The sequence below is a fragment of the Pseudoroseicyclus sp. CXY001 genome, from assembly GCF_041714655.1.
Lineage (GTDB): Bacteria > Pseudomonadota > Alphaproteobacteria > Rhodobacterales > Rhodobacteraceae > Pseudoroseicyclus_A.
In genome coordinates, this window is the sequence record NZ_CP168219.1 from 21,407 (window position 1) to 35,978 (window position 14,572).

At 70.5% G+C, this 14,572-nt stretch carries 14 protein-coding genes and 1 riboswitch; of the genes, 8 read left to right on the forward strand and 6 right to left on the reverse strand.

Annotated elements, in window-relative coordinates; translation table 11 throughout:
• The first annotated feature begins 16 nt into the window (after window positions 1–16).
• From ACAZ03_RS00105 to ACAZ03_RS00120, 4 genes are all read left to right on the forward strand, one after another.
• Entirely contained in the window at window positions 17–1,816 is a 1,800-nt protein-coding gene (locus ACAZ03_RS00105; protein WP_373355300.1) for an adenine deaminase, read from the forward strand.
• Complete coding sequence (locus tag ACAZ03_RS00110) at window positions 1,813–3,300, forward strand: AMP nucleosidase (protein WP_373355301.1); 1,488 nt, start codon at window positions 1,813–1,815, stop codon at window positions 3,298–3,300. The genes ACAZ03_RS00105 and ACAZ03_RS00110 overlap by 4 nt, the downstream gene beginning before the upstream one ends.
• Window positions 3,301–3,494: 194 nt before the next feature.
• Complete coding sequence (locus ACAZ03_RS00115; protein ID WP_373355302.1) at window positions 3,495–3,782, forward strand: HU family DNA-binding protein; 288 nt, start codon at window positions 3,495–3,497, stop codon at window positions 3,780–3,782.
• Window positions 3,783–4,068: 286 nt separating this feature from the next.
• A complete protein-coding gene (locus ACAZ03_RS00120) occupies window positions 4,069–4,989 on the forward strand; it encodes a DMT family transporter (protein WP_373355303.1) in 921 nt (306 codons plus the stop codon).
• Here ACAZ03_RS00120 and ACAZ03_RS00125 read toward each other — a convergent pair.
• A complete protein-coding gene (locus ACAZ03_RS00125) occupies window positions 4,986–5,591 on the reverse strand; it encodes a glutathione S-transferase family protein (protein WP_373355304.1) in 606 nt (201 codons plus the stop codon). The genes ACAZ03_RS00120 and ACAZ03_RS00125 overlap by 4 nt on opposite strands.
• A 105-nt stretch (window positions 5,592–5,696) precedes the next feature.
• On the opposite strand from ACAZ03_RS00125, the gene ACAZ03_RS00130 reads away from it, so the two are divergent.
• Window positions 5,697–6,377, forward strand: a complete 681-nt coding sequence (locus tag ACAZ03_RS00130; protein WP_373355305.1) for a helix-turn-helix transcriptional regulator — start codon at window positions 5,697–5,699, stop codon at window positions 6,375–6,377.
• Window positions 6,378–6,675: 298 nt separating this feature from the next.
• Here the strand turns inward: ACAZ03_RS00130 and aroC are convergent, their stop codons facing one another.
• Window positions 6,676–7,782 (reverse strand): chorismate synthase, encoded by a 1,107-nt coding sequence (gene aroC, locus ACAZ03_RS00135; protein WP_373355306.1) that lies wholly within the window; start codon window positions 7,780–7,782, stop codon window positions 6,676–6,678.
• Between the two features lie 96 nt (window positions 7,783–7,878).
• Window positions 7,879–7,989, forward strand: a riboswitch (TPP riboswitch).
• Between the two features lie 40 nt (window positions 7,990–8,029).
• Here aroC and thiB point away from each other — a divergent pair.
• Genes thiB through ACAZ03_RS00150 form a run of 3 tightly spaced genes read left to right on the forward strand, consistent with a single transcriptional unit; the run spans window position 8,030 to window position 11,182 of the window.
• Window positions 8,030–9,007 (forward strand): thiamine ABC transporter substrate binding subunit, encoded by a 978-nt coding sequence (thiB, locus tag ACAZ03_RS00140; RefSeq protein WP_373355307.1) that lies wholly within the window; start codon window positions 8,030–8,032, stop codon window positions 9,005–9,007.
• Window positions 8,983–10,491, forward strand: coding sequence for a thiamine/thiamine pyrophosphate ABC transporter permease ThiP (locus ACAZ03_RS00145; protein WP_373355308.1), 1,509 nt, complete (start codon window positions 8,983–8,985; stop codon window positions 10,489–10,491). Before thiB ends, ACAZ03_RS00145 begins: the two co-directional genes overlap by 25 nt.
• Window positions 10,478–11,182, forward strand: coding sequence for an ATP-binding cassette domain-containing protein (locus tag ACAZ03_RS00150; protein ID WP_373355309.1), 705 nt, complete (start codon window positions 10,478–10,480; stop codon window positions 11,180–11,182). The genes ACAZ03_RS00145 and ACAZ03_RS00150 overlap by 14 nt, the downstream gene beginning before the upstream one ends.
• Here ACAZ03_RS00150 and ACAZ03_RS00155 read toward each other — a convergent pair.
• Genes ACAZ03_RS00155 through ACAZ03_RS00170 form a run of 4 tightly spaced genes read right to left on the reverse strand, consistent with a single transcriptional unit; the run spans window position 11,167 to window position 14,568 of the window.
• Window positions 11,167–12,069, reverse strand: a complete 903-nt coding sequence (locus ACAZ03_RS00155; RefSeq protein WP_373355310.1) for a hypothetical protein — start codon at window positions 12,067–12,069, stop codon at window positions 11,167–11,169. The two genes, ACAZ03_RS00150 and ACAZ03_RS00155, sit on opposite strands and share 16 nt — an antisense overlap.
• A complete protein-coding gene (locus tag ACAZ03_RS00160; protein WP_373355311.1) occupies window positions 12,066–12,977 on the reverse strand; it encodes a hypothetical protein in 912 nt (303 codons plus the stop codon). The genes ACAZ03_RS00155 and ACAZ03_RS00160 overlap by 4 nt, the downstream gene beginning before the upstream one ends.
• Window positions 12,974–13,675: an HAD family hydrolase gene (locus ACAZ03_RS00165; protein WP_373355312.1), complete on the reverse strand. Its 702-nt coding sequence runs from the start codon at window positions 13,673–13,675 to the stop codon at window positions 12,974–12,976. The genes ACAZ03_RS00160 and ACAZ03_RS00165 overlap by 4 nt, the downstream gene beginning before the upstream one ends.
• Entirely contained in the window at window positions 13,672–14,568 is an 897-nt protein-coding gene (locus ACAZ03_RS00170) for a D-amino acid aminotransferase (protein WP_373355313.1), read from the reverse strand. Before ACAZ03_RS00170 ends, ACAZ03_RS00165 begins: the two co-directional genes overlap by 4 nt.
• Between the last annotated feature and the right edge of the window lie 4 nt (window positions 14,569–14,572).

Here is a 14,572-nt window from a genome sequence, read left to right on the forward strand (position 1 = left end):
ACTGTCAGATTTGGCGATGGAGACCCATGTGAAATCCTGGGCCGATGCCGCCCCCCGCCTTGTCGAGATCGCCGCCGGCCGCGCGCCCGCCGATCTGGTGCTGCGTGACCTCACGCTCGTCAACGTCCAGTCCCGCGAAATCCTGCCCGGCTGGCAGGTCGCCGTGGCCGAGGGGCGCTTCGCCTATGTCGGCCCCGACGCCTCCCATTGCATCGGCGAGGCGACCGAGGTCGTCGAGGCCGGCGGGCGTTTCCTGACCCCGGGCCTCATCGACGGGCACATGCATATCGAGAGCGGCATGCTCATCCCGGCGGAATTCGCCGCCGCCGTGGCGCCGCATGGCACCACGACGATGTTCACCGATCCGCACGAGATCGCCAATGTCCTGGGGCTCAAAGGCGTCCGCCTCATGCATGACGAGGCGCTGATGCAGCCTCTCAACATCTTCACGCAGATGCCCTCCTGCGCGCCCTCCGCCCCGGGGCTCGAGACGACGGGCTACGAGATCACCGCCGAGGAGGTCGCCGAGGCGATGGACTGGCCGGGCATCATCGGGCTCGGCGAGATGATGAACTTCCCCGGCGTGGTGAATGGCGATCCCAAGATGCTGGCCGAGATGGCGGCGACCATGCGCGCCGGAAAGACCGTCGGCGGCCATTACGCCTCGCCCGACCGGGGGATCCCCTTCCACGCCTATGCGGCCGGCGGCGCGGCGGACGATCACGAAGGCACCGCCGAGAGCGACGCCGTCGCCCGCGCCCGGCAGGGCATGCGCTCGATGCTGCGCCTGGGCTCCGCCTGGTACGATGTCGAGAGCCAGATCACCGCGATCACCGAGAAGGGGCTCGACCCGCGCAACTTCATCCTCTGCACCGACGATTGCCATTCCGGCACGCTGGTGAAGGACGGCCACATGGACCGTGTGGTCCGCCACGCCATCGCCTGCGGCTGCGACCCGCTGGTCGCGCTGCAGATGGCCACCGTGAACACGGCGACCCATTTCGGGCTGGAGCGCGAGCTCGGCTCCATCGCCCCGGGGCGGCGGGCCGACATGATCCTGACCTCCTCGCTCACCGAGCTGCCCATCGAGGCGGTCTGGGCGCGGGGCGTGAAGGTGGCCGAGGGCGGCACGCTCCTCGCCGACTGCCCGCATCTGGACTGGCCGGAGGAGGCCCGGGCCACCGTCCACCTCGGCAAGACCCTCGCCCGCGCCGATTTCGAGATCGCGGCCCCCGAGGGCCGCAACCGCGTCACCGCGAAGGTCATCGGCGTGGTCGAGAACCAGGCGCCCACCAAGGCGCTCACCGCCGACCTCCCCGTCATCGACGGCAAGGTCGAGGCGGAGGGCCCCGTCGCCCAGATCGCGCTCGTCGAGCGGCACCGGGGGACGGGCGGCGTCACCAATGCCTTCGTGCAGGGCTTCGGCTACGAGGGGCGGATGGCCATGGCCTCCACCGTCGCGCACGATTCCCACCACATGATCGTCGTCGGCACCGACCGCGAGAGCATGGCCGCCGCGGCCAACCATCTCGGCGCGCTCGGCGGCGGCGTGACCATCTGGCGCGATGGCGAAGAGCTCGCCACCGTGCCCCTGCCCATCGCCGGGCTCATGTCCGACCGGCCGGCCGCCGAGGTGGCCGCCGGGGCCGAGGCGCTCGGCCGGGCCATGGCCGCCTGCGGCTGCACGCTCAACAACGCCTATATGCAGCATTCGCTGCTCGCGCTCGTGGTCATCCCCGAGCTGCGCATTTCAGACCTCGGGCTCGTCGATGTCCGCACATTCGAGCTCGTGCCGCTTTTCGAGGAAACGACATGAATACCCATACCGGCGCATCGCTGCCGATCCTGACGCCGCCGCCTTCGGGCCACGAGCTCTTCACCGATGCCGAGGCCGCCGTCGAGCGGCTGATCGCGCTCTATGCCGAGGCGACGGAATTCCTGCAGGGGCGCTTCCGCGCCGCGCTGACCTCCGGCCGCCCGGAGGCCCGCGCCCGCGCCTTCTACCCCGAGATCCGCTTCACCTGCGCCAGCTTCGAGCAGACGGACAGCCGCCTCTCCTTCGGCCATGTGAGCCAGCCTGGCACCTATGCGACGACCGTCACCCAGCCGACGCTCTTCGCCAATTACCTCCGCCAGCAGATCGGGCTCCTGATCCAGAACCACCATCTGCCGGTCTCCATCGGCCCCTCCGAGACGCCGATCCCCGTGCATTTCGCCGTGGCGAACGATGCCGCGATCAATGTGCCGCAGGAGGGGGCGACCGCCTTCATCCTCCGCGATTTCTTCGACGTGCCTGATCTGACGACGACGCACGACGACATCGTCAACGGCGAGGGCTTCACCTATCCCGACGGGGCGCATCCGCTCGCCCCCTTCACCGCCCAGCGCATCGACTATTCGCTGGCCCGGCTCAGCCATTACACGGCGACGAGCGCCGCGCATTTCCAGAACCACGTGCTCTTCACGAACTACCAGTTCTATGTGGAAGAGTTCGAGGCCTTCGCCCGCGCCGCCCTCGCCGACCCCGAGTCCGGTTATGTGAGCTTCGTCGGCCCCGGCTATCAGGAAATCACCGAGCCCGACGCGCCGCTCACCCTGCCCGCCAAGCTGCCGCAGATGCCGAGCTACCACCTGACCCGCGCCGACGGGCAGGGGATCAGCCTCGTCAACATCGGCGTCGGCCCCTCCAACGCCAAGACGGCGACGGACCATATCGCCGTCCTCCGCCCCCATGCCTGGCTGATGGTCGGCCATTGCGCCGGCCTGCGGAATTCGCAGCGCCTCGGCGATTTCGTCCTCGCCCACGCCTATCTGCGCGAGGACAAGGTGCTGGACGACGACCTGCCCGTCTGGGTGCCGATCCCACCGCTCGCCGAAATCCAGACCGCGCTCGAAAGCGCGGTGGAGGAGGTGACGGAGCTGCAGGGCTACGAGCTGAAACGCATCATGCGCACGGGCACGGTCGCCAGCCTCGACAACCGCAACTGGGAGCTGCGCGAGCATGCCGGCCCGGTGCGCAGGCTCAGCCAGTCCCGCGCCGTAGCGCTCGACATGGAAAGCGCGACGATCGCCGCCAACGGCTTCCGCTTCCGGGTGCCCTACGGCACGCTGCTCTGCGTCTCCGACAAGCCGCTGCATGGGGAGCTCAAGCTCCCCGGCATGGCCAGCGACTTCTACAAGACCCAGGTGGCCCGCCACCTGATGATCGGCATCCGCGCGATGGAGCGGCTCCGCGACATGCCGCTGGAACGGCTCCACAGCCGGAAGCTCCGCAGCTTCGAGGAGACGGCCTTTCTGTGAGGGAGCACCCGCCCCGGCCCATGAGCGGGTTTGTGCCAACGCGGCCATTCCTCTCGGAAAACCAATAAAAAAAGGCATATAAGGGTGAAAAAGGCTTGCAACCCTACACAAATCGTTGTGTGGATAGCCAAACGACGGGCGACTTGTGGGAGTTATCCACAAGTCCTCGGGCATGATGGAAGGAGACCTACGACATGGCGAAACCGATGACCAAGGCCCAGCTCGTCGCCGCGCTGGCCGAGGCGACCGAGTCCGACAAGAAATCCGCCAGCGCCACCCTGGACGCCCTGGCCGACATCATCACCAAGGAAGTGTCCGCCGGTGGTGCCGTGACGATCCCCGGCATCGGCAAGGTCTACTGCCGCGAGCGCCCCGAGCGCATGGTCCGCAACCCGGCCACCGGCGAGCAGATGAAGAAGGAAGCCGACAAGGCGGTGAAAGTCACCATCGCCAAGGCTCTGAAAGACAGCGTCAACGCCTGATCCTGTCAGGCCAGCGCGTGCAAGGGGCTGCCTTCGGGCAGCCCTTTTTGCATTCCGGCTGCTGCCCCCTCCCCCCGGCCCCGGCCCCCCGCCCCCGTCTTTGCTCCAGGGAAATCCTCAGGGGGGAGTCGGCCCCTCAAGGGGCCGACGGGGGGCGCGAGCGCCCCCCCCTCAAGGGATGGAATGCGCCGCAGGCGCTCCTTTGAACAGCCGGGCTGCCCTGCCGCCCCCATGGACTTTTCCCGCCTGCGGCTCCAGCCTCCCCGCCGAGCTGGAAGGAGACCCCATGGACATTCGCGCAATCGGCATGGGGCTGGCCTTCGCCTTCTTCTGGTCCTCGGCCTTCACCTCGGCCCGCATCATCGTCACCGCCGCGCCGCCGCTCACCGCGCTGACGGCGCGCTACCTGCTCGCCGGGATCATCGCCATCGCGCTGGCGCGGGCGCTCGGCCAGCACCTGCCCCGCGACCGGCGGACGTGGACGGCCATCGTGATCTTCGGCATCTGCCAGAACGCGCTTTATCTCGGGCTCAACTTCGTCGCCATGCAGTGGGTGGAGGCCTCGGTCGCCGCCATCATCGCCTCCGCCATGCCGCTGATCGTGGCCTTCCTCGGCTGGGTGGTGCTGGGCGACCGGCCGGGGCCGCTGGCGCTGGCCGGCCTCGTTGCCGGCATGGCGGGCGTGGCCCTGATCATGGCGACCCGCATCGAGGGCGGCGCCGTCGGGCTCGGGCTCGCGCTCTGCGTCATCGGCGCGCTGGCGCTGGCGGTAGCGACGCTGGCGGTGAAGGGCGCCTCGGGCTCCGGCAACCTTGTGATGGTCATCGGCCTGCAGATGCTCGTCGGCGCCGTCTCCGTCGGGCTACCGGCCCTGGCGCTGGAGCGGGGGGCAGAGATCGCCTGGAGCTCCACGCTGGTGCTCTCCTTCGCCTATACGACCATCTTCCCGGGGCTGGTGGCGACCTGGATCTGGTTCCTGCTGGTGCGGCGCATCGGCACGGTGAAGGCCTCGGCCTTCCACTTCCTCAACCCGTTCATCGGCGTGGCGGTCGCGGCCGTGCTTCTGGGCGAGCGGCTGACGCTGCTCGACGGGATCGGCGTTGCCATCATCGCCGCCGGCATCCTCGCCGTGCAGCTCTCGAAGGCCCCGCCCCGCGTGGCGGAGGCGGAGGCGGCCACCGCCGCCCCCGCGATGCCGCGCCGCTAGGCGGCGGCCATCAGCTCTTCGTCATGGGCCACGGCCCATTGAAAGGCCGGTAGCGCCGCAACCCGGGCGACCCATTCCTTCGCCACGTCCGGCGTCGCCTCGGGGAACCACAGATAGGTGGAGGCGACGATGAAATCCGCCGCGGTCAGCTGCTCGCCCATCAGCCAGGGCCCCTCGGCGAGCGCGGCCTGCAGCCGCGCCACCGCCTCCGGCACGCCGCGGATGGCGGCATGGATGGCGCCGCGATCGGTGACCCCGTCGACCTGCGCCAGATAGACCGGCTCGAAGACCGAGCCGTACCAATGCATCCACGACAGGAAGCGCCCGCGCTCCGGCCCCTCGCCGACGCCGAGCCCGGCCTCGGGGAAGAGCTCCGTCAGGCGGAGCATGATGGCGCCCGATTCCCAGGTGGCGATGCCGTCTTCGACGAGAAGCGGCACCTTGCCGTCGGGATGCGGATTCGCCGGATCGGCGCCGCCGGTGCCATCCTGCCGGCGGATGGCGACGATCTTCAGATCGATGCGGTCCAGCGCGCCGAGCGCATGGGCAAGGGCGACGACCCGCGTCGAGCGCGAGCGGGGGGAGTGGTAGAGGGTGATCAACGTGGGTCTCCTGATCGAGGGCCCGTGGACGGGCGCCGGTGAAAGCCTTGTGAAGCTGGCGCCACCATGCTCCTTGGCCCCTGTCAGAACCTGACAGGAGCACCCATGGCCCGCGCAGATCGCCTTCTCCGCCTCCTCGACCTGATGCGCCGGCTTCGCCCGCCGGTGACAGCCGCGCGTCTGGCGGAGGAGCTGGGGCTTTCGGAGCGGACGCTCTACCGCGACATCGCCGCCCTCCGCGCCGCCGGGGCGCGGATCGAGGGCGAGGCGGGCTATGGCTACACGCTGACCGAGGATCCGGCCCTGCCGCCGCAGATGTTCGACCGGCTGGAGGTCGAGGCCTTGGCGCTCGGCCTCGCCGAGATCCGCTCCTGGGGCGACGCGGCGCTGGCGGAGGCGGCGGAGCGCGCCCTCGCCAAGATCGTCGCCACCCTGCCCGAGCGGGTGCAGCGCCAGGCCATGCACAACGTGCTCCACGCCTACCGCTATTTCGAGCGCCCCGCGGCACCGCCCTGGATGGCGCTCCTCCGCGAAGCGGCCTGGGACGAGGAGGCGGTGCACATGCGCTATACCGACCGGGCCGGGGCGGAGACGGAGCGGGTCGTCTACCCGCTCGGGCTCGTCTTCACCGAGGATCGCCACCAGCTCCTCGCCTGGTGCTGCCTGAGGGAGGGGTTCCGCCGCTTCAACCTGCACCAGGTGGCGGCGGCCGAGCGGACGGGCGAGAGCTTCCGGCCCCGGCGGGTGGGGCTGTTGAACGATTATCTGAAGCAGATGGGGGGATGAATACGGTGGGTTTAAAACCCACCCTACGCCTGGTGCGACGGTTGGAGCTGTGCCCCGCCCGGTACGCGCCGGAACGGCGCAGGGCGAGCGCCGGCCCGTCCCGCGGGCTGGCGCTCCCGAGGGGCAGCGCATCGCTGTGGGCGAGGAGGTAGCTGCACCATAAAGTGCCCTGCGGAACAGTCAGGAGCGCCACCCCCCGGGCCGGCGCTCGCCCTGCGCGGCACCGTGGCCGCTGCTCCGGGCGCCGATTTCCCTATGGAGACCGGAGGCGGAAACCATGAGGTTTCCGCTCCCCGCCTCAGCCGATCCGCCCCCGGACCCCGCCGGTCTGCCCCCGGTCGAGCAGCAGGTGATCGAGGAGCACGGCCGCCATCATCGCCTCGCCGACCGGCACGGCGCGGATGCCGACGCAGGGGTCGTGGCGGCCCTTGGTGATGAGCTCCACCGGGTTGCCCTCCACGTCGATCGAGCGGCGGGGCGAGAGGATCGAGGAGGTCGGCTTCACCGCGAAGCGCACCACCACCGGCTGGCCGGAGGAGATGCCGCCGAGAATCCCGCCCGCATGATTGGAGCTAAACGAAAGCCCCTCGTTCTCGCCCCAGAAGAGCTCGTCGGCATTCTCGCGCCCGGTGAGCGCCGCCGCGCCCATGCCGGCGCCGATCTCGACGCCCTTCACGGCGTTGATGCTCATCATCGCTGCCGCCAGCTCGGTGTCGAGCTTGCCGTAGACCGGCGCGCCGAGGCCGGGGGGCACGCCCTCCGCCACGACCTCGATCACGGCGCCGACGGAATTGTGGTCGTCCTTGCGGAGGTGGTCGAGATAGGCGGCCCACTCCTCCACCACGCCGGGGTCAGGGCACCAGAAGTCGTTGCGGCCGATCTCCGCCGCGTCGAAGCGCGCCCGGTCGATGTGCTTCTCGCCCATCTGCACCATGTAGCCGGTGATCTTCAGCTCCGGCGCCAGCATGCCCAGCGCGGCGCGCGCCACGCCGCCGGCGGCGACCCGGGCGGCCGTCTCGCGGGCCGACGAGCGCCCGCCGCCGCGCGGATCGCGAACGCCGTATTTCAGATGATAGGTCAGGTCGGCATGGCCGGGGCGGAACTGGCGGGAGATCTCGGAATAATCCTTCGACCGCTGGTCGGTGTTGCGGATCATGAGGGAGATCGGCGTCCCCGTCGTCACCCCCTCATAGGTGCCGGAGAGGATCTCGACCGCGTCGGGCTCCTTCCGCTGCGTGGTGTGCTTCGACTGGCCGGGGCGGCGGGCGTCCAGCCAGGGCTGGATGTCGGCCTCCGTCAGCGGCACGCCGGGGGGGCAGCCGTCGACCACGGCGCCGAGCGCCGGCCCGTGGCTCTCGCCCCAGGTCGTGACGCGGAAGAGATGGCCGTAGCTGTTGAGGCTCATGACAGGGCTCCCGGAAAACCGCGCCATCTCTAGGCCAGCCCTGCGCCCGGCGCAAAGGGGAATCCCCTTGCGCCCGCCGGGCTCTTCCCTATCTTCCGCCGCACCTCGGGGTTCCAGGCTGCGATGCCTGGCTGAGATGCGGTGACCCGCGAACCCGTTGAACCTGAACCGGTTAGACCCGGCGGAGGGAAGGTTGGAGCGCAATGCTCTCATGCCGTCTTTCCGCCCCGCATGAGAGGAGAACGCCATGCGCGTCGCACTCGCATCGGGGCTGAGCCTGGCTGCTTCGGCGGCCCTGGCCCAGACGCCCGAACTGACGATCTACACCTATGACAGCTTTGTCACCGATTACGGCCCCGGCCCGGTCATCGCCGCCGCCTTCGAGGAGAAGTGCGGCTGCACCGTCTCCTTCGAGGCGTTCGGCGAGGGCGCCGCGCTTCTCAGCCGCATCCGGCTGGAAGGCGCGCGTTCGGAGGCCGACATCGTGCTCGGGCTCGACACGAACCTCATCGCCGCCGCGGCGGAGACGGGGCTCTTCGCGCCGCACGGGGTCACGCCCGAGCTCGACATGCCGGTCGCCTGGGACGACCCCTTGTTCCTGCCCTATGACTGGGGCTGGTTCGCCTTTGTCGGCAATGTGGGCGACGACTTCCCGACCAGCTTCCGCGAGCTGGCCGAGAGCGACCTGCAGGTGGTCATCGAGGACCCCCGCTCCTCCACCCCCGGGCTCGGGCTCGTCTACTGGGTCGAGGCCGCCTATGGCGACGAGGCGCCGGAGATCTGGGCGGCGCTGGCCGACAACATCCTGACCGTCACGCCCGGCTGGTCGGAGGCCTATGGCCTTTTCACCGAGGGCGAGGCGGATGCCGCGCTCTCCTACACGACCTCGCCGGCCTATCACATCGTGGCCGAGGGCGACGAGACCAAGGCGGCGATGGCGTTCGAGGAAGGCCACTACATGCAGGTCGAAGTGGCCGGCAAGCTCGCGGCGACCGACGTGCCGGAGCTGGCCGACGCCTTCCTGGCCTTCATGCTGACCGAGGGCTTCCAGTCTGTGATCCCCGAGACCAACTGGATGTATCCGGTCACGATGCCCGAAGGCGGGCTCGGCGCGGGGTGGGACGGGCTGGTGACGCCCGAGACCTCGCTGCTCTACTCCCCCGAAGAGGCGGCGGCGCGGCGTGACGCGGCCATCGAGGCATGGCGCACCGCTCTCGCGCGCTAGGCGCGGCGATGGCGCTTGCGGCCCTGGCACTCGTGCTGGGGCCGCTTGCCGCCGTCGGCCTGTGGGCCGGCCGGGCCGGGATGCCGACGCCCGGCGACTGGGCGGCCTTCCGCTTCACGCTTTGGCAGGCGGCGGCCTCGGCCGCCCTGTCCTGCGCGCTGGCCGTGCCGCTGGCGCGGGCGCTGATGCGCCGGCGCTTTCCGGGGCGAAAGGCGTTCCTCTCGCTCATCGGGGCACCGTTCATCCTGCCGGTGATCGTCGCGATCTTCGGGCTGGTGGCCATCTTCGGGCGGAACGGCTGGATCAACGCGGCGCTGGCGCCGCTCGGCCTGCCGCCGCTCTCGATCTACGGGCCGCAGGGGGTGATCCTCGCCCATGTGTTCTTCAACCTGCCGCTGGCCTGCCGGATGCTGCTCTCCGGCTATGCCGCCATCCCCGGCGAGCACTGGCGGCTGGCGGAGGCGCTGAGCCTGCCGCGCTTCCGCTTTCTGGAATGGCCGATGCTGCGGCAGCGGCTGCCGGGGGCGGCACTGCTGATCTTCCTCATCTGCCTCACCTCCTTCGCGGTGGCGCTGACCCTCGGCGGGGGGCCGCGCGCGACGACGATGGAACTCGCCATCTACCAGGCGCTGCGCTTCGAGTTCGACCTCGGCAAGGCGGCGCTGATGGCGGTAGCGCAATGCGCCGTCTGCCTCGCGGCGCTCGGGCTCGCCGGGCGCGCGGCGCTGGCGCCGGTGGCGGCGCCGGGGCTCGGCCTGCAGGCGCGGCTGCCGCCGGGCCCGCTCTGGCTGGATGCCGGGGTGATCGGCCTCGCCGGGCTCTTCTTGGCGCTACCGCTCGCGGCGGTTGTCGCCTCTGGCGCGACATGGATATTTGATCTACCGCCGACAATCTGGTGGGCTGCGCTCCGCTCGATTGTCGTGGCGCTCGCGGCGACGGCGCTGGCGATGGCCATGGCGCTGGTGATGGCAAGGGCCGGCGGCCGCCTGGCGGAGGTCGCGGCGGCGCTGCCGCTCTCCGCCTCCTCGCTGGTGACGGGGACGGGGATCTTCATCATCCTCTTCCGCGTGATCCGGCCCGAGGCGCTGGCGCTGCCGGCCACGGTGCTCGTCAACGCGCTCGTCGCCCTGCCCTTCGCCTACCGCATCCTCCGCCCCGCGCTGGCGCAGGTGGAGGCGGATTACGGCAGGCTGGCCGACCAGCTCGGCCTCGGCGGCCTCCGTCGCTGGCGGCTGATGCTGGTGCCGCTCGCGCGCGGCCCCATCGGCTTCGCCGCCGGGCTGATCGCCGCCATGGCGATGGGCGACCTCGGCGTCATCGCGCTTTTCGCCAGCCAGGAGCAGCAGACCCTGCCGCTCGCCATGTCGCGCGCGATGGGCGCCTACCGGATGGGGGAGGCGGCGGGGGCGGGGCTGCTTCTCGTGCTCCTCGCCTTCGGCATGTTCTGGATCTTCGACAGGGGAGGCCGCGATGTCCGGGCCTGACGGGCTGACACTGGAGGGCGTGACCCTCGTGCAGGGGAGCTTCCGCCTCGGCGCCGATCTCGCCGTCCCGGCGGGACAGACCCATGCGGTCATGGGCGCCTCCGGCGGCGGCAAGTCGACGCTCCTCGGCGGCATCGCCGGCTTCCTGGCGCCGGCCGCCGGGCGAATCCTCTGGCAGGGGCGGGACATCACCGCCCTGCCCCCGACGGAGCGGCCGGTCTCCATGCTCTTTCAAGAGCATAACCTCTTCCCGCATCTGACCCTCGCCGAGAATGTCGGGCTGGCCCTCGGCCCCTCGCTGAAACACGCGGGCTCCGCCGAGGTCGCGGATGCCCTCGCCCGCACCGGCCTTGCCGATCTCGGCAAGCGCCGGCCCGCCGAGGTTTCCGGCGGGCAGCGGAGCCGCGCGGCGCTGGCCCGCGTGCTTCTGTCCGACAAGCCGCTGATCCTGATGGACGAGCCCTTCGCCGCCCTCGGGCCCGGGCTGAAGCAGGAGATGCTGGCCCTGGTGGACGAGACGCTCCACGCCGCAGGGCGGACGCTGCTGATGGTCACCCACGACCCGGCGGATGCCCGCGCCATCGCCGCGCAGATCATCGTGGTGGAAGACGGCCGCGCCCTGCCGCCCGCCGCGACCGGCCTGCTGCTGGACAACCCGCCGCCCGGCCTCGCCGGCTACCTCGGCAGCTGAGCCGAGGTCCAGGCGCCGGCGATCTTGGCCGGCAGCCCCATGCGGACAAGGGCGGAATCCATCCGCCGGGCGAGCGCCGCCTCGCTGGCGAGAATGCCGCCGAGGTCGATGAGCCCGCCGTGAAGCACGATGGCGATCGTCGCCTCCCCCTCGGCCTGATGGGCGCGGAAGAACGCCGCCTCCTCGGGTAGTTCGGCCGCGACGGCGCGCACCGCCGCCGCGACATCGAAGCCGGGCTCGGCGCCGCCCGGCGTCAGGATCGGCAGCGGGCGACCGTCCAGCTCCATCTCGCCGGCCTCCTCCATGCCCTCGGGGCGAGAGCTCATCCGGGCCATGAGGCTGCCGATCAGTCCCGGCGGCAGGGCGCTGGCCGGGCCTTCGGCGACGAAGGCCGCGCCCGGCCCCACCGGCGAGAGCGTGACGATGATGCCGTGGAACAGCGTCGACTTGTTCTCGCCGCCGGATTTCAGATGCAAGTCATACCCGGCATAGCTGACGCCGCCGAGCTCGCCCGAGATGCAATCGTCGAGCGGCACCGTGGCGGCGTTCTTCGGCACGAGCCCGCGCGACTGAAAGAGCGGCACGTCCGCCCGCGTCTGGCTGTGGCGAAGCCCCAGCGCCGCCGCGAGCCGGGGCGCAAGCCGGTGCGTGCGCGCATAGCGGAGCCGCGAATCGCTGAGCGCCACATAGATGCCGAACGCGATGAGGAGGACCGCCACGATCGGCGTCGCTTCCGTCCCCATCAGAACGAAGAGCGCGACCGAAACGAGCGCCGTGCCCGCCGCGGCCAGGCCCAGCCACCGCAGGAGCTTGCGCCGTTCGGCACGCAGCCCCTCCAGAAGCTCGGGGACCGCCGAGAGCGGATCTGCCGCCTCGCCCCCGCTCATGCCGGCTGCCCCGCCGTCCAGGCGTCTGCCACCTTGGCGGGCAGGGCCATGGCGGCCAGCGCGTCGTCCATCTTCTCGCGCACCTTCTCTTCGGAGGTGAAGAGCCCGCCGAGGTCGAAGAGCCCGCCCGTCAGCGTGATGGCGATATCCGCCCGCTCCTTGCCCTGGCGGATGCGGAAGATCTGCGCCTTGTCGGGCAGCACCGCCTCGACGGCCTGCGCGGCGGCGGCCACGTCGAAATGCGGCGGCTCCAGCGCCGGATGTAGGATCGCCTGCGTCCCCCGGCGGAGCTCGACGGTGCCGGATTGCAGCCACCCCCGGGGCGTCGGCGCCATCCGGTCATGCGCCCATTGCCCCGCCCGGCCGCCGCCGAACTCCGGCACATGCACGCGCAGATACATGGCGCCGCCCGTCACCGGCTCGATCCCCAGGACGATGCCGTTGAAGAGCGAGCGGCTGTTCTTGCCCGTCGTCATCAGGCGCAGGTCGTGCGAGGTGAAGCTGATGTCTCCTAGCTTTCCGCTCAGCCCGTCGTCCTGCACCTTGGTGTCGCCGCCGGGCGGCAGGACGAGCGCCTCCTCCAGCCGGGCCGCCGGCGTCGTTCCCCAGGAATGATGCATTCCCGCCGCCGCGGCGAGGAGCGGCATGACCTTGCGGGCGCGCCGGGCGCGGAAGTTCAGCCCCGCAACCAGCACCGCGACGAGCACCCAGCCGGGCGCGAAGGCGATGATGACGAAGAGGATCGCCGCATTCCCGGACAGGAACAGCACCAGCGCGAGGTCGAAGACCACGCCCAGCCCGGCGATCAGCCCCATGCGCATGAGGGCGCGGCGGCGGTCGGCGTTCAATTCGTCCAGGATGTCCGGAAGGTGACCCAGGCCCTCAAGGCCGTCGGGGTGCTCATTCATTTCAATCGGGCCTCGGCAAGGGCTGTGTAAAAAGGCATCGCCTCTTCCACCAGGGCCCCCGCCCGTCCGTCGAGTTCGGGGAGCGGCCCCTCGGGACCGGCAAATCCGGTCGAGGCATGGACCCCAGCGTACCAGTGCTTCGCCCAGATACCATCCTCCTTTCGCCCGCCCGCGGGCCAGTGGAGCATCGCATCGGTATAGGGCAGCCCGATTTCGGCGCAAAGCCGCCCCAGCGCGCCCGCCGGATCGGCGCGGATGTCGGCGCTGTCGATCACCGGGCCGGGCAGCCGCCGGTAGATGTCGAACTGCTGGCTATAGCCGAGCTCCTCCAGCTCCGGCAGGTCGCGCCGCGCCCCGTAGCTCGCCACCACCCGCGCCGGATGGCGGATGAGATGCACATGGGTGCATTCCTCCGACCAGCCGAAGGGGAAGCCCTCGGCCATGTGGTGCGGCATGAGCTTGAGGTAGAGATGCGGCAGCCCTCCGGGGATCGGCGCGATGCAAGCGGCGGCAACGGCCTCTGCGTCCGTTTCCATGTCGGCGAGGATCTCCTCGCGCATCGGATGCTGCGCGCCGCCGGCCTTCAGCCAGGCGCCGTAGAAGGGCTCGTCCACCACCGCGCAATCGCCGCGGGCGGCGAAGCTGTACATCATGGCGGTGGAGAGGTTCCGCGGGCCGGACCACATGGCGATCCTCATGCGCCGACCAGCTCCTTGTAGAGCGCGCGGATGCGCTCCGTCACCGGGCCGAGGCCCCCCTCGCCGATCCGCCGCCCGTCGATCTCGCTCACCGGGGTCTGCGCCCCGAAGGTGCCGGTGAGGAAGGCCTCGTCGGCGCCATAGGTGTCCACCAGCGAGAAGTTGCGCTCGAAGACCGGGATGCCGTTCGCGCGGCAGAGCTCGATGACCTTCCGGCGCGTGATGCCGTTCATGCAATAATCGCCCGTCGAGGTCCAAACCTCGCCGCGGCGGACGATGAAGAAGTTGCAGGCGTTGGTGGTGTTCACGAAGCCATGCACGTCGAGCATCAGCGCCTCGTCCGCCCCCGCCTTCTCGGCGGCGATGCAGGCGAGGATGCAGTTGAGCTTGGAATGGGAGTTGAGCTTCGGATCCTGGCTCATCGGCAGGCCGCGGAAATGCGGCACGGTGGCAAGCCGGATCGGCCGGCCGATGGCGGGTTTCGAATGCTCCATGATGATCGCGACCGTCGGGCCGGAGCGGGAGAGGGCGGGGTGCTGGAAGGGCCGGTGCTTGACGCCTCGGGTCACCATCAGCCGGGCATGGGCATCGGTCTGCATGCCGTTGGCGGCGCGGGTCTCGTCCAGCGCCGCCGCCAGCGCGTCGGCACTCATGCCGATGTCGAGGTCGATGGCCTTCGCCGCCTCGAAGAGCCGGGCGAGATGCTCATCGAGGAAGGCCCAGCGCCCGTGGTAGAGCCTGAGCCCCTCCCAGACGCCGTCGCCCAGCATGAAGCCGGAATCGTAGATCGAGACGAGCGCCTCGGCCTTCGGCACGACGCGGCCGTTCAGCCAGAGCTGCAGGGTCTCGTTGCGGGCGTCCTCTTCAGAGGCGTGTGTGCTTGTCTCGGTCATGCCG

Bases quoted from the DNA above. Each gene is read 5' to 3' on its own strand.
- ACAZ03_RS00105 (WP_373355300.1), top strand. From the start codon at position 17: ATGGAGACCCATGTGAAATCCTGGGCCGATGCCGCCCCCCGCCTTGTC.
- ACAZ03_RS00160 (WP_373355311.1), bottom strand. From the start codon at position 12,977: ATGAATGAGCACCCCGACGGCCTTGAGGGCCTGGGTCACCTTCCGGAC.
- aroC (WP_373355306.1), bottom strand. From the start codon at position 7,782: ATGAGCCTCAACAGCTACGGCCATCTCTTCCGCGTCACGACCTGGGGC.
- ACAZ03_RS00165 (WP_373355312.1), bottom strand. From the start codon at position 13,675: ATGAGGATCGCCATGTGGTCCGGCCCGCGGAACCTCTCCACCGCCATG.
- thiB (WP_373355307.1), top strand. From the start codon at position 8,030: ATGCGCGTCGCACTCGCATCGGGGCTGAGCCTGGCTGCTTCGGCGGCC.
- ACAZ03_RS00110 (WP_373355301.1), top strand. From the start codon at position 1,813: ATGAATACCCATACCGGCGCATCGCTGCCGATCCTGACGCCGCCGCCT.
- ACAZ03_RS00170 (WP_373355313.1), bottom strand. From the start codon at position 14,568: ATGACCGAGACAAGCACACACGCCTCTGAAGAGGACGCCCGCAACGAG.
- ACAZ03_RS00120 (WP_373355303.1), top strand. From the start codon at position 4,069: ATGGACATTCGCGCAATCGGCATGGGGCTGGCCTTCGCCTTCTTCTGG.
- ACAZ03_RS00145 (WP_373355308.1), top strand. From the start codon at position 8,983: ATGGCGCACCGCTCTCGCGCGCTAGGCGCGGCGATGGCGCTTGCGGCC.
- ACAZ03_RS00150 (WP_373355309.1), top strand. From the start codon at position 10,478: ATGTCCGGGCCTGACGGGCTGACACTGGAGGGCGTGACCCTCGTGCAG.
- ACAZ03_RS00155 (WP_373355310.1), bottom strand. From the start codon at position 12,069: ATGAGCGGGGGCGAGGCGGCAGATCCGCTCTCGGCGGTCCCCGAGCTT.
- ACAZ03_RS00115 (WP_373355302.1), top strand. From the start codon at position 3,495: ATGGCGAAACCGATGACCAAGGCCCAGCTCGTCGCCGCGCTGGCCGAG.
- ACAZ03_RS00130 (WP_373355305.1), top strand. From the start codon at position 5,697: ATGGCCCGCGCAGATCGCCTTCTCCGCCTCCTCGACCTGATGCGCCGG.